We start from the raw sequence: 13,735 nt of genomic DNA, 5'->3' as shown, positions 1-13,735 counted from the left end.
CTACCGATCTGAACCGGAGCACACGATGAGCCTGCTGCTGAGCCCGTACGAACTGGCCGGGCGTCCTGTCCGCAATCGCCTCTGGGTCTCGCCGATGTGCCAGTACTCCGCGACCGACGGGATGCCCGGCGACTGGCACCACGTGCATCTCGCGCAGTTCGCCGCGGGCGGCGCCGGCGCCGTCATCACCGAAGCGACCGCGGTGCTCCCCGAGGGGCGGATCTCGCCCGAGGACACCGGGATCTGGAACGACGCCCAGCGGGATGCGTGGGCGCCGATCGTCGCCGCGCTCCGCAGTCGGGGCGCCGTCCCCGGCATCCAGCTCGCGCACGCGGGGCGCAAAGCGTCGACCTGGTCGCCGTTCTCCGGCGGACGCGGATCGATTCCAGAGGCCTTCGGCGGCTGGCAGACGGTGGCCCCCTCGGCGATCGCCTTCGAGGGATATGCGGAGCCGGTCGCGCTCGACGAAGCGGGGATCGACGCCGTGGTCGAGGCGTTCGCCGCAGCGGCCACCCGCGCCGTGGATGCCGGGTTCGAGATCCTCGAGGTCCACGCCGCGCACGGCTACCTGCTGCACCAGTTCCTCTCGCCACTGTCGAACGAGCGCACGGATGCCTACGGCGGTTCGCTCGAGAACCGGGCGCGCCTGCTGCTGCGGGTCGTGGCGGCGGTGCGCGCCGCCGCGCCGAACGCCGCGGTGCTCGTGCGCCTGTCCGGCACCGACTGGGCCGAGGGAGGGTGGGATGCCGCGCAGACCTCGACCGTCGCGACCTGGTCCGCCGAGAGGGGAGCCGACCTCTTCGATGTCTCCTCGGGCGGGCTGGTCGCCCACCAGAAGATCACGCCCGGCCCGGGCTACCAGGTCGCGCTCGCGGCCGAGGTCCGGCAGGCAACCGGACTGCCGGTCAGCGCCGTGGGCGAAATCACCTCGGGCCCCCAGGCCGACCGGATCCTCACCGCGGGCGAGGCCGACGTGATCCTGGCCGGCCGCGAATGGCTGCGCGATCCCCATTTCGCCCTCCGCGCCGCGACCGAGCTGGGAGAGCCGGAAGCGGCGCCCTGGCCGGCGCAGTACCTGCGGGCACGTCCGCGCACCTGAGCGCACCACCCGGACGTCAAGGCGTCCGGGTCAGAAGCCGCGCCGCGTCGCGTCGTGCACTTCGCCCACCAACTCCTCGATGATGTCCTCGAGGAACAGCACAGCGGTGACCTCACCCTCGCTGTTGCGCACTTGCGCGAGGTGGCGGCTGGAGCGACGCATGAGGGCGAGCGCATCCTCGAGGTCGGTCTGCTCGCCGACGGGCACCATGTGGTGTATGCGCTTGGGCTTGATGGGGGCATCCGCACGAGCCCCGGCATCCGGTCGCTCGGCATCGCGAAGGATGTCCTTCAGGTGCACGTACCCCACGGGGGCACCCGCCGCATCGACGATGACGTACCGCGAGAACCCGTGCTTGGCAACGGCGCGTTCGATCTCATCCGGCGTCGTGTGCTCCGGCATCGTCACCAGCTCCGACAGCGGCACCGCGATGTCACGTGCTTTCTTGTCCGTGAACTCGACGGCGGCCGCGACCGCACCTGAGGCGTCGTCGAGGACGCCTTCGATGCGGGACTGGTTCACGATCGTAGCCACCTCCTCCAGGGTGAAGGTCGAAGCCGCTTCGTCCTTCGGTTCGACGCCGAGGAGGCGCACGAGGTGGTTGGCGATCCAGTTCAACGCGACGATCACCGGGTGGAACAGCTTCGACACCCACATCAACGGGGTCGCCAGCAGCAGCACGGCGCGGTCGGGCATCGAGAAGGCGAGGTTCTTCGGGATCATCTCGCCGAACACGACGTGCAGGTATGAAACGAGCAGCAGCGCGATCGCGAATGCGACACCGCCGATGACGGCGTCGCTCCAGCCGGTGAGCGCGAGAGGCCCCTCCAGCAGATGGTGGATCGCTGGTTCTGACACGTTGAGGATCAGCAGCGAGCAGATCGTGATGCCGAGCTGAGAGGTAGCGAGCATCAGCGTCGCGTGCTCCATCGCCCACAGCGCGGTTCTCGCCCCGCGCGATCCACTCTCTGCAAGAGGCTCGATCTGCGAACGGCGCGCGGAGATCACCGCGAACTCGGCACCGACGAAGAACGCGTTGAAGGCCAGCAGCACGACGAGCCAGCCGATTCCTGCCCAGTCGTTCATCGCTGCGCACCTGCCTCGTCGCCGGTGCCGTCCGGCAGCGAAGCGGCGACGAATCTCACGCGATCCACGCGCCGTCCGTCCAGCCGCTGCACGGTGAGCGTGCCGTCCTCGATCTCGACGACATCACCGACAACCGGGATGCGTTCCAGCGTGGACATCAGATACCCGCCGACGGTGTCGTAGACATCACCCTCGGGCACGCGGATGCCGGTGCGATCACGGAGCTCATCCGGTCGCAGGTCACCGGGGAAGACAACGCCATCAGCCGTGCGGACGATGCCCGCGCGGTTGCGATCGTGCTCGTCGAGAACTTCACCGACGATCTCCTCGACGAGATCTTCGAGCGTGACGACACCCGCCGTTCCGCCGTACTCATCCACGACGATCGCCATCTGATAGCCGCGGGCACGAAGCTCCGACATGACTGCGTCCAGGTGCACCGCCTCGGGGACCCGCAGCGGCTCCTCGGCGATCGCCGCAGCCGGAACATCGGCTCGGCGCTCGCGGGGCACGCTGATGGCCTGCTTGAGGTGGACGATGCCGGTGATGTCGTCCATCGAGTCGTCGTAGACCGGGAACCGGCTGTGGCCGGTCCGCCGGGCGAGCTGGATGACATCCTCGACGCTGTCGCCGGCGGCGATCGCGTGCACGCTCGGCCGCGGGGTCATGACGTCGGCCGTGGTGAGACGGGCGAAAGTGAGCGTGCGGTCGAGCAGGGATGCCGTGTCTTCCTCGAGGACGCCGGCGCTCGCCGAGCGCCGCACGAGACTCGAGAGCTCTTCTGCGGTGCGGGCGCCCGAGAGCTCTTCTCTCGGCTCGACGCCCATGCTCCGCAGTACCCCGTTCGCACTGCCGTTGAGGACGACGATCGCGGGGCGCAGCACCATCGTGAAGGCCACCTGGAACGGAATGACGACCTTCGCGGTCTCCCGCGGAATCGCCAGAGCCAGGTTCTTCGGCACGAGCTCGCCGAGGATCATCGAGAAGACGGTGGCGACGACGATCGCGACCACCGTCGCAATCGGGCTCACGGTCGAGGCCGGGATCCCCCACGACATGAGGACGGGGCGCAGCAGATCGGACAGCGCCGGCTCCATCGTGTACCCGGTGAGCAGAGTCGTCAGAGTGATTCCCAGCTGCGCACTCGACAGGTGCGTCGAGGTGATCCGCAGCGCCGAGATGGTCATCGACAGCCGCGATTCGCCGGCATCCCGGCGTGACTCGAGATCGGCGCGGTCGAGGTTCACCAGCGCGAACTCACTGGCGACGAAAAGGCCGGTGCCGATCGTCAGGAGGAGCCCCACGCCCAACATGACGTAGTCCATCACGCATCTCCCCCGTCGAGTGGGGAGCGGGGTCGGTGGGGCGAGCGTCTACTGGGAGGGTCGTCCATTATGCCGACGATTCTACGGCACCCGTCGGTCGGGGGTCGCTTTGCCTACCAGCTCGCAGGCAACGCCTTGCCTTCCTCGTAGCCGGCGGCGGACTGCAGCCCGACCGTCGCGCGGTCGTGAAACTCCGCAACCGTCGCCGCGCCCGCGTAGGTGAACGACGAGCGCACTCCGGCGGTGATCATGTCGATGAGGTCCTCGACCGAGGGCCGCAGCGGGTCGAGGTAGATCTTCGATGACGAGATCCCTTCGGCGAACAGCTCCTTGCGTGCACGCTCGTAGGGGTCGAGCCGGCCGAACCGGCCGAGCACTGCCTTGGTCGAGGCCATCCCCCAGGACTCCTTGTAGACCCGCCCGTCCGCGTCGGTCTGCAGGTGTCCCGGCGCCTCGATCGTGCCCGCGAACCACGAGCCGATCATGACGGATGCCGCTCCCGCCGCGAGCGCCAACGCGACGTCGCGAGGGTATCGGACGCCACCGTCTGCCCACACGTGCGCGCCGAGTTCGGTCGCCGCCTGTGCTGTCTCCAGTACGGCCGAGAACTGCGGCCGACCGACCGCCGTCATCATGCGTGTCGTGCACATCGCCCCCGGCCCGACCCCGACCTTGAGGATCGTCGCGCCCGCACCGATGAGGTCCCGCGCGCCTTCCGTCGTGACGATGTTGCCCGCCGCGATGGGAATGCCGAGGTCGAGGTCTGTAACGGTGCGGAGCGCACGCAGCATCCCCTCCTGGTGGCCGTGGGCGGTATCGACGACCAGCACGTCCACTCCGGCCGAGGCGAGCGCCCGCGCCTTGGCTGCGACGTCTCCGTTGATTCCGACGGCGGCTGCCACGATGAGTCGGCCGTCGGCGTCCACCGCCGGCCGATAAAGGGTCGAGCGCAGCGCCGTGCGGCGCGAGAGGGTTCCCACGAGGAAGCCGTGGCGCAGCACGCACACGGTTTCCGCCTCAGCAGCGACGATGAGGTCGAACGCGTGCCGCGCGTCGACGACGTCGTCCGCGTCGATGGATGCCGTCCGCCCGCGCACAAGGTCTCCGAGCCGCGCATCCGGCAGTGCGGTGGCCAGGCGAGCGGCCGGCACGACGCCGAGGAGGTCGTCGACGTGGACGCGCGGTCCGTGCGCAGCGACCACCACGATTCCGTGCCCGTCGGCCGCCGGCAGGAGGGTCGCCGCCTCGGCGACGCTCGCCTCGGCGCCGAGCACGATCGGCGTGTCCCACTGCGGAGGCTGCTCCTTGACCCAGCGGATCGCCGCGTCGATCTCCTGCAGCGGCATGTCCTGCGGAAGCACGGCGAGCCCGCCGCGGCGGGCCAGCGCGGCCGCGAGGCGCGGGCCGGTCACCGAGTTCATATTGGAGGCCACAAGCGGGATCGTCGCGCTCGTACCGTCCCGCGGCGACAGGTCGACATCAAGGCGGCTCGTGACCTCCGACCGACGAGGAAAGAGGAAGACGTCCGAGTAGGTCAGATCGACGGTGGGCTGCGGGCCGGAGAACTGCATGTCTCCACGCTACTCGGCGTTCGAACCGGGGCTTCGAACGGATTACTGGGATACCCTAGATAGCTGTGTGCGCAAGGGCCGCCAACGGTCCCGCACGAGTTGAACTTCATCGATGAAAGCAGGCGCAACCGTGTCCAGTCAGGTGGCCGGCGTGGGAACTTCCAGCAAAGGCGAATTCGGGGCCAACGAGTGGCTCGTCGCTGAAATGTACGACCAGTTCACGCAGGACCGCAACTCGGTCGACAAAGCCTGGTGGCCCGTGCTCGAGGCCTACCACCCCAGCGCCGCCGCCCCGGCGCCCGCGGCGACTCCCGCAGTCACAGCCGAGCCGAGGCCGGTGACCGCCCCGATCCCCGTCGTCGGCGCCCCGCCCGTGGCCCGGACGACCACCCGCCCGGCTGCTCCGCAACCCGTGCCCGCTCAGGCGCCGGCCGTCGAGCCGGGGCCCGCCCGCGCAGCGGACGACGACGTTGTCACGCCGCTGCGCGGCATGACCAAGACGATCGCGGCGAACATGGACGAGTCGTTGACCGTCCCGACCGCCACGAGCGTGCGCACCGTCCCGGCGAAGCTCATGATCGACAATCGCATCGTGATGAACAATCACATGGCGCGCACCCGGGGTGGCAAAGTGAGCTTCACCCACCTCATCGGGTGGGCACTGATCCAAGCGGTGAAGATCTTCCCGAGTCAGAACGTCGCCTACGCCGAGATTGACGGGAAACCCTCCGTCGTGGCCCCGGCGCACATCAATCTGGGCATCGCGATCGATCTGCCCAAGCCCGACGGCACGAGAGCGCTCCTGGTTCCCAGCATCAAGCGGGCCGAATCGCTGACGTTCAGCGAGTACCTCGCGTCCTACGAGGACCTCGTCAGCCGCGCGCGCGCCAACAAACTCACGGCGGCAGACTTCCAGGGCACCACGATCTCACTCACCAACCCCGGTGGCATCGGCACGGTGCACTCCGTCCCCCGCCTGATGAAGGGTCAGGGCTGCATCATCGGTGCGGGCGCCCTCGAGTACCCGGCAGAGTTCCAGGGCTCGAGCGAGAAGACGCTTGTCGAGCTCGGCATCGGCAAGACGATCACCCTCACGAGCACCTACGATCACCGCGTCATCCAGGGCGCCGGTTCGGGCGAGTTCCTGAAGATCGTCCATGAGCTGCTCACAGGTCAGCGCAGCTTCTACGAGGATGTCTTCGCGGCGCTGCGCATTCCCTATGCACCGATCCACTGGGCCGGTGACATCAACGTCGACATCGCCGAGCGCGTCAACAAGACCGCACGCGTGCAGGAACTCATCAACTCGTTCCGCGTGCGCGGTCATCTGATGGCCGACATCGACCCGCTCGAGTACCGGCAGCGCACGCACCCCGATCTCGAGCTGGAGAGCCACGGACTGACGTTCTGGGACCTCGACCGTGAATTCGTCACGGGAGGGTTCGGCGGCAAGCGCCTCATGCGGCTGCGCGAGATTCTGGGCGTCCTCCGCGACTCCTACTGCCGCACGATCGGCATCGAGTACATGCACATCCAGGACCCGCGTCAGCGGAAGTGGTTCCAGGACAACGTCGAGGTCAAGTACCAGAAGCCCGGCCACGACGAGCAGCTCCGCATCCTCGACAAGCTCAACCAGGCCGAGGCGTTCGAGACGTTCCTGCAGACCAAATACGTCGGGCAGAAGCGATTCAGCCTCGAAGGAGGGGAATCCCTCATTCCGCTCCTCGACGAGATCCTGCAGGGTGCGGCCGGCGCGAACCTCGACGGCGCGGCGATCGGCATGGCCCACCGGGGCCGGCTGAACGTGCTGACGAACATCGCGGGCAAGACATACAGTCAGATCTTCCGCGAGTTCGAGGGCTCGGTCGCGATCGGCTCCAAGAGCGGGTCCGGTGACGTGAAGTACCACCTGGGCACCGACGGGACGTTCGTCTCGGATGCCGGGCAGGAACTCCCCGTCCATCTGGCAGCGAACCCGTCGCACCTCGAGACCGTCGACGGCGTACTGGAGGGTATCGTCCGCGCCAAGCAGGACCGGATGCCCATGGGCTCGTACTCGTGGCTGCCGATTCTCGTGCACGGCGACGCCGCCTTCGCCGGTCAGGGCGTCGTGGTCGAGACACTGCAGATGTCGCAGCTCCGGGGTTACCGCACCGGCGGCACGGTGCACATCATCGTCAACAACCAGGTCGGTTTCACCACCCTGCCGCAGGACGGTCGCACGTCGATCTACGCCACGGATGTCGCCAAGACCATCCAGGCCCCCATCTTCCACGTCAACGGCGACGACCCGGAGGCGGTTGCGCGCGTGGCCGACCTGGCATTCCGGTATCGCCAGGAGTTCCACCGCGACGTCATCGTCGATCTCGTCTGCTATCGCCGCCGCGGTCACAACGAGGGTGACGATCCCTCGATGACCCAGCCCCTGATGACCAACCTCATCGAGGCCAAGCGGTCCGTGCGCCGCTTGTACACCGAAGCACTGGTCGGGCGCGCAGACATCACCCAAGAGGAATACGAGAACACCAAGCAGGACTTCCAGAACCGCTTGGAGATCGCCTTCGCCGAGACGCATGCGGCCGCAACGGGTGCAATCGGCATCGTCTCGCCGGCGACGGGTCCGATCGAGGCCGCCGTGGGCGAGCCGGAGACCACGGGAGTCGGCGCGGATGTCGTCCGCCAGATCGGTGACGCCTTCCTCAACAAGCCCGAAGGCTTCACTGTCCACAGCAAGCTGCAGCAACTGCTCGACAAGCGGAGCGAGATGAGCCGGAACGGCGGTGTCGACTGGGCCTTCGGCGAGCTGCTGGCGTTCGGCTCGCTGCTCATGGAAGGTACCAACGTCCGTCTCGCGGGTCAGGACGCCCGTCGCGGCACCTTCGTGCAGCGGCACGCCGTGCTGCACGACCGCGCGAACGGGCAGGAGTGGCTGCCCTTGGCCAACCTCGGCCAGAACCAGGGACGCATCCATGTCTACGACTCCCTGCTGAGCGAATACGCCGCTCTCGGATTCGAGTACGGGTATTCGGTGGAGCGGCCCGACACCCTCACGCTCTGGGAAGCGCAGTTCGGCGACTTCGCGAACGGCGCTCAGTCGGTGATCGACGAGTACATCTCGGCGGCCGAGCAGAAGTGGGGACAGCAGTCCGGGATCGTCCTGCTCCTCCCGCACGGCTACGAAGGGCAGGGACCCGATCACTCGTCAGCGCGCATCGAGCGCTACCTGCAGATGTGCGCGCAAGACAACATGACGGTCGCTCGTCCTTCGACACCCGCGTCGTATTTCCACCTGCTGCGCCGTCAGGCTTATGCGCGTCCGCGGCGTCCCCTCGTCGTCTTCACGCCGAAGGCCATGCTGCGTCTGCGCGGGGCGACCAGCAAGGTGGAAGACTTCGCGACGGGCCGCTTCGAGCCCGTGCTCGACGATGATCGTGGTCTCGACGCGTCCGCCGTGACGCGGGTGCTCCTGCACTCCGGCAAGATTCACTGGGACCTCAAGGCCGAGCTCGAGAAGAATCCCAACCCGACGGTCGCCCTCGTTCGGCTCGAACAGCTCTACCCGGCTCCGATCGACCAGCTCAATGCCGTCATCGACAGCTACCCGAACGCCGAACTGGTCTGGGTGCAGGATGAGCCCGAGAATCAGGGCGCGTGGCCCTTCGTGGCTCTCGAGGTCGTCAAGCACCTGCACGGCCGGACGATCCGCCGCATTTCGCGTGCCGCAGCCGCATCGACCGCGACCGGCTCACCGAAGGTGCATGCACGCGAACAGGCCGACACCCTGGAGCAGGCGCTCACGCTCTGAGACCGGGCCGCGACCCGACAGCGGTCAGTGGTGCGCGGCCTGGCCGCCGCGCAGACGCGCCAGCACCTGATCGCGCAGTTCGTCCGGGGCACTTTCCCTGCATGCGCGCGCGATGACGGCCGTGAGCGTCGTCGCGACGAGCGCTTCATCACGGCACGCCGGACAATTCTCGAGGTGCTCGGTGATGTCTGAGTGCCGCGTCTTGCAGACCTCGTTGCGGAGGTACTCTTCCAGGTCTTTGCGTGCCTTGTCGCAGCCGCAGTCGCTCATTTCGCTCTCCTCGTGGCGGGCACATCAATGCCGCGCTCTCGTGCATAGTCGGCGAGCAGATCACGCAGCATGCGCCTGCCGCGGTGCAGGCGGCTCATGACCGTGCCGATCGGTGTCTTCATGATGTCCGCGATCTCTTGATACGCGAATCCTTCGACGTCTGCGAGGTACACCGCCAGACGGAAGTCCTCCGGAATGGACTGGAGCGCGTCCTTCACGACGGATGCCGGCATGTGGTCGATTGCCTCGGCCTCGGCCGAGCGGGAGCTGGATGCCGTCGTGGATTCAGCGCCGCCGAGCTGCCAGTCCTCGAGCTCGTCAATCGTTCCCTGGTACAGCTCGCGCTGCTTCTTCCGGTAGGTGTTGATGTAGGTGTTCGTGAGAATGCGGTAGAGCCACGCCTTGAGATTCGTGCCCTGTGTGAACGACGACCACGATGCGAAGGCCTTCACGAACGTCTCCTGCACGAGGTCGGCCGCGTCGGCCGGGTTGCGCGTCATGCGCATGCCGGCGGCATACAGCTGGTCCATGAACGGCAGTGCCTGCTGCTCGAACTGCGTGCGAGGATCCTGGCTCTGCGGATCCGGCTGGGTCTGCGGGTCTGTTGCCGCCTGCTCTTCCATCACGCGCCAGTCTATGTCCGAGGCGTGCGTGAGCATCGGTGTGGCTGCGGCCGTCACGCGGCTCCTTCCAGCGATGTCGTGAGGTTCGTTAGGGTAGAACCCGATGACCGCTCCCGGGTATTCCCCAGATTCCTCCTCATCCCTCAACCCGCGCCGTGCGGGAGGGCTGACGTCGACGAACGGGTTCTGGGATGCGCCGAGCGTCGCGGGGCCGCTCGAGTCGACGATCTCAGTCCCCGGATCCAAGTCCCTCACCAACCGCAAGCTGGTCCTGGCCGCGATCGCGGACGGGCCGAGCACGCTCACCGCGCCCCTCCACTCAGACGATTCCGCCCGCATGATCGAAGCGCTGAGACTGCTCGGCGTAGAAATCGATGAGATCTCCGGCAGCGGCGAATTCGGCCCCGACCTGCAGGTCACTCCCCCCGCGCACTTCCGTGGGCACAGCGTCATCGACTGCGGCCAAGCCGGGACTGTCATGCGTTTCATCGCCCCGATCGCCGGGCTTGCGACGGGCGACGTGACCATCACTGCGCACCCCACGGCACTTCACCGACCAATGGGCACGATGATCAAGGCGCTGCGGGAGATAGGTGCCGACATCGATGACGGCGGCACCTGGTCGCTGCCGTTCACCGTCCGCGGACGCGGGCACATCCGCGGCGGCGAGGTCACCATCGACGCGAGCGGCTCGAGCCAGTTCGTGTCGGGGCTTCTGCTGGCGGCGCCCCGCTTCGACGTCGGCTTGCACCTCATCCACTCCGGCGACCGCCTGCCGAGCCTTCCGCATATCGACATGACGATCGACACGCTCGCGCGGCGTGGCGTGCACGTCGAGCGGCCGACCCCCAACGAGTGGGTCGTCCCTGCGGGCACCCCGCGTGGGCGAGACGCCGTCATCGAACCCGACCTCTCCAATGCGGCGCCGTTCCTCGCGGCGGCCCTCGTCGTCGGCGGCGTGGTCACGATCCCCGGCTGGCCGGCCAGCTCCACCCAGCCGGGTGCACTGCTCCCTGAGATCCTGTCGCTTCTCGGCGCGCGGACGTCTCGACGCGCCGGCGCGCTCAGCGTCGCCGGCACGGGACGAATCGCCGGCGTCGACCTGGACCTCACCACCGCGAGCGAGTTGACGCCCGCACTTTTCGCGCTGGCCGCCTTCGCCGACGCCCCGACGACACTCCACGGCATCGGACACATCCGCGGGCACGAGACGGACCGCATCGCCGCACTGGTGTCCAACCTGCGCTCGCTCGGCGGCGACGCCGAGGAACTCCCCGATGGCATACGCGTGGTCCCCCGGCCGCTGCACGGCGGCGTCTGGCAGGCCCACCACGATCACCGCATTGCGACGGCCGGTGCCATCATCGGGCTGCGCGTTCCGGGAGTGCAGGTCGACGACATCGGCACGACTGCGAAGACCATGCCCGAATTCCCCCGGCTGTGGCAGCGACTCCTGGCCGCGGACAGCTGACCCGCCCCGATGAACTGGTGGGAAGCCCCCGAAGACGAAGACGACGACGACTTCGACGAATCCGACATCCGCGTCCGCCCGAACCCCAAAGCCAACCGACCCCGCACGAAGCGGCGGCCGGTGCACGCAGACGCCCAGATCGCCCGCGTGCTGGGCGTCGACCGCGGCCGCTACACGGTGCTCGTAGATGAAGACGGATCCGACGAGCACCTGGTGCTCGCCACGCGCGCGCGGGACCTGCGCACACAGCCGATCGTCACCGGGGACCGCGCACGCATCGTGGGCGACTCGACGGGTGATGACGGAACCCTGGCGCGGATCGTCGGCATCCAGGAGCGCACGTCACTGCTGCGCCGAAGCGCAGACGACACCGACCAGGTCGAGCGCATCATCGTCGCGAACGCCGATCAGATGCTCATCGTGGTCGCGGCGGCCGATCCGGAGCCCCGACCACGGCTCGTCGATCGGTACCTGATAGCCGCGTTGGATGCCGGCATCCATCCCCTGCTCGTGGTCACCAAGACCGATCTGGCCGACCCGACGTCCTTCCTCGGACACTTCGAGGGCCTCGACAGGCTGGAGATCTTCCGGAGCAGCCCGGAGGGCATGCCGCTCGAGGCGATCGGAAGGCGCCTCGAGGGCCACTCCACGGTCTTCGTCGGGCACTCCGGCGTGGGCAAATCCACGCTCGTGAACGCGCTTGTGCCGAGTGCACTGCGTGCGACCGGCCACGTCAACGAAGTCACCGGGCGCGGGCGCCACACCTCCAGTTCGACTGTCTCGCTGCGCTACCAGAGCACCGACGGCCGCGGGTGGGTCATCGACACCCCGGGAGTCCGCTCGTTCGGCCTCGGACACGTCGATCCCGCGAGCATCCTCGCGGCGTTCACCGATCTCGCCGCCGTCGCAGAAGAATGCCCGCGCGGCTGCACGCACCTCCGCGACGCCCCCGACTGCGCCATTGCCGAAGCCGTCGCGGAGGGACGCCTCGGCGATCGCGGCATGGCACGCCTCGACTCGCTGCAACGGCTGCTCACGACTTTCTCCGGAGACGGGCGCGCGTAGGCTGAGCCCATGCCGCGCCTCGAACCCGGGTCACTCGCCCCCCGATTCACGTTGCCCGACCAGGACGGGAACGATGTCGCACTCTCGGACCTCCGAGGCGACGTCATCGTGTTCTTCTACCCAGCCGCCATGACTCCCGGCTGCACGACGGAGGCGTGCGACTTCCGCGACAGCCTCGTCCCGCTCCAGGCCGCGGGTTACACCGTGGTGGGAATCTCCCGGGACGATCCGGCGACCCTGCGCGCCTTCCGCGAGCGCGACGCACTCCCCTACACACTCCTCAGCGATCCCGACCACACCGTCCACGACGCCTACGGCGCGTGGGGCGAGAAGATGAACTACGGCAGGGTGGTCGAGGGGGTCATCCGGTCGACCTTCGTGGTGGCAGCGGACGGCCGCATCGAGCACGCACTGTACAACGTGAACGCCACGGGGCACGTCGCGCGCCTGCGGAGCCTGCTCGGCGCGAAGTGATCACTCGGAGCCGCGCCGGGTGCCTCCGCGGCGTGCCGCGGCGACCAGCATCGCCAGCGTCACCAGAGCAGGAACAGCCAGCACGATCGCGGTGACGGGTTGCGCATCCGCACCCGTCAAGGCTCCTCCGGCCACCGCGAGTACGAGAAGCTGAGTCACGACCCCACCGGAGCGCCCCCACGACTGTCCGCGCGCAATCCCGATCGCGAACGCGATCACGGCGGCGGCGCCCACGAGGGTCAGAACCAGCAACGCCACAGCGCTGCTCACCGATACGGTGTCGCCCCCGGCGAGCGCCAGCACCTGCCAGCCTGCGAGGATCGCCAGCGCAAGCCCCTCAAGGCCGACCAGCACGGCCGCGAGACGTTCGGCGGGCGATGTCGACACGGAATCTTCCTCGGGTTCAGGGTGCTTCGGAGGGGCCCGCCCCACCGGAACTCGGCAAATCGGGCACAACTGCCGTGTTCACCCTTGATTCATGCGAGTGTGCATGGGATCATGGGTGAAGCAGTGTGCTCCCACAGCGAAGTGGGGCGAGCATTCCGGCTCGCACACCCACCAGGGTAATCGACGCATCGCGTCACCGCCCTCTCTCACTTCGAATCCCGCATCTAGGAGCACCTTATGGATTGGCGCGACAAATCCGCCTGCCTGACCGTCGACCCCGAACTGTTCTTCCCGGTGGGGAACACGGGTCCCGCTGTTGACCAGATCGAGAAGGCCAAGTCCGTGTGCGCACGCTGCACAGTCACCGAGATCTGCCTGCAGTACGCTCTCGAGACCGGTCAGGATTCGGGTGTGTGGGGCGGCCTGTCAGAAGACGAGCGACGTGCGTTGAAGCGCCGCGCCGCCCGCGCACGCCGAGCCTCATAACCCGGCCACCATCACCGGCCCGCAGGGCCGCCAGAAGGTGACGCCGCGCCGCCCGCGCACGCCGAGCCTCATA

General features: G+C 68.0%; 12 protein-coding genes. 6 read left to right on the top strand and 6 right to left on the bottom strand.

From position 1 onward, the window contains the following. Window positions 1-25: 25 nt before the first annotated feature. Window positions 26-1,099 (top strand): oxidoreductase, encoded by a 1,074-nt coding sequence (locus QZV81_RS03065; protein ID WP_292832321.1) that lies wholly within the window; start codon window positions 26-28, stop codon window positions 1,097-1,099. A gap of 30 nt (window positions 1,100-1,129) precedes the next feature. Here the strand turns inward: QZV81_RS03065 and QZV81_RS03060 are convergent, their stop codons facing one another. From QZV81_RS03060 to QZV81_RS03050, 3 genes are all read right to left on the bottom strand, one after another. Further along, complete coding sequence (locus tag QZV81_RS03060) at window positions 1,130-2,185, bottom strand: hemolysin family protein (RefSeq protein WP_292832318.1); 1,056 nt, start codon at window positions 2,183-2,185, stop codon at window positions 1,130-1,132. Then, entirely contained in the window at window positions 2,182-3,510 is a 1,329-nt protein-coding gene (locus QZV81_RS03055) for a hemolysin family protein (protein ID WP_292832315.1), read from the bottom strand. The genes QZV81_RS03060 and QZV81_RS03055 overlap by 4 nt, the downstream gene beginning before the upstream one ends. A 113-nt stretch (window positions 3,511-3,623) precedes the next feature. Continuing rightward, window positions 3,624-5,081 carry a GuaB1 family IMP dehydrogenase-related protein gene (locus tag QZV81_RS03050; protein ID WP_292832312.1) on the bottom strand — a complete coding sequence of 486 codons (1,458 nt, stop codon included), beginning with the start codon at window positions 5,079-5,081 and terminating at the stop codon, window positions 3,624-3,626. Between the two features lie 130 nt (window positions 5,082-5,211). On the opposite strand from QZV81_RS03050, the gene QZV81_RS03045 reads away from it, so the two are divergent. After that, entirely contained in the window at window positions 5,212-8,886 is a 3,675-nt protein-coding gene (locus tag QZV81_RS03045) for a multifunctional oxoglutarate decarboxylase/oxoglutarate dehydrogenase thiamine pyrophosphate-binding subunit/dihydrolipoyllysine-residue succinyltransferase subunit (RefSeq protein WP_292832309.1), read from the top strand. A 24-nt stretch (window positions 8,887-8,910) separates the two neighbouring features. On the opposite strand, the gene QZV81_RS03040 is transcribed toward QZV81_RS03045, so the two are convergent. Both QZV81_RS03040 and QZV81_RS03035 read right to left on the bottom strand, forming a co-directional pair. Then, window positions 8,911-9,156 carry a zf-HC2 domain-containing protein gene (locus tag QZV81_RS03040; protein ID WP_292832306.1) on the bottom strand — a complete coding sequence of 82 codons (246 nt, stop codon included), beginning with the start codon at window positions 9,154-9,156 and terminating at the stop codon, window positions 8,911-8,913. Continuing rightward, complete coding sequence (locus tag QZV81_RS03035) at window positions 9,153-9,779, bottom strand: sigma-70 family RNA polymerase sigma factor (protein WP_292832451.1); 627 nt, start codon at window positions 9,777-9,779, stop codon at window positions 9,153-9,155. Before QZV81_RS03035 ends, QZV81_RS03040 begins: the two co-directional genes overlap by 4 nt. Window positions 9,780-9,882: 103 nt before the next feature. On the opposite strand from QZV81_RS03035, the gene aroA reads away from it, so the two are divergent. The 3 genes from aroA to bcp are packed head-to-tail and all read left to right on the top strand — an operon-like array spanning window position 9,883 to window position 12,789. Beyond that, window positions 9,883-11,250, top strand: coding sequence for a 3-phosphoshikimate 1-carboxyvinyltransferase (aroA, locus tag QZV81_RS03030; protein WP_292832303.1), 1,368 nt, complete (start codon window positions 9,883-9,885; stop codon window positions 11,248-11,250). Window positions 11,251-11,259: 9 nt separating this feature from the next. Then, window positions 11,260-12,315, top strand: a complete 1,056-nt coding sequence (gene rsgA, locus QZV81_RS03025; protein WP_292832300.1) for a ribosome small subunit-dependent GTPase A — start codon at window positions 11,260-11,262, stop codon at window positions 12,313-12,315. Between the two features lie 9 nt (window positions 12,316-12,324). Then, on the top strand, window positions 12,325-12,789 hold the full coding sequence (bcp, locus tag QZV81_RS03020) for a thioredoxin-dependent thiol peroxidase (RefSeq protein ID WP_292832297.1): 465 nt from the start codon (window positions 12,325-12,327) through the stop codon (window positions 12,787-12,789). Here bcp and QZV81_RS03015 read toward each other — a convergent pair whose 3' ends face one another. Then, on the bottom strand, window positions 12,790-13,176 hold the full coding sequence (locus QZV81_RS03015) for a histidine kinase (protein WP_292832294.1): 387 nt from the start codon (window positions 13,174-13,176) through the stop codon (window positions 12,790-12,792). It abuts the gene before it with no gap. 237 nt (window positions 13,177-13,413) lie between these two features. On the opposite strand from QZV81_RS03015, the gene QZV81_RS03010 reads away from it, so the two are divergent. Beyond that, on the top strand, window positions 13,414-13,662 hold the full coding sequence (locus QZV81_RS03010) for a WhiB family transcriptional regulator (RefSeq protein WP_121060093.1): 249 nt from the start codon (window positions 13,414-13,416) through the stop codon (window positions 13,660-13,662). Window positions 13,663-13,735: the final 73 nt, after the last annotated feature.

Origin of the sequence: Microbacterium sp. (genome assembly GCF_011620665.1) — a bacterium.
Classification (GTDB): Bacteria; Actinomycetota; Actinomycetes; order Actinomycetales; family Microbacteriaceae; genus Microbacterium.
The sequence above is the reverse complement of the archived record's forward strand: the minus strand, read 5'-3'. Positions and strand labels throughout refer to the sequence as shown.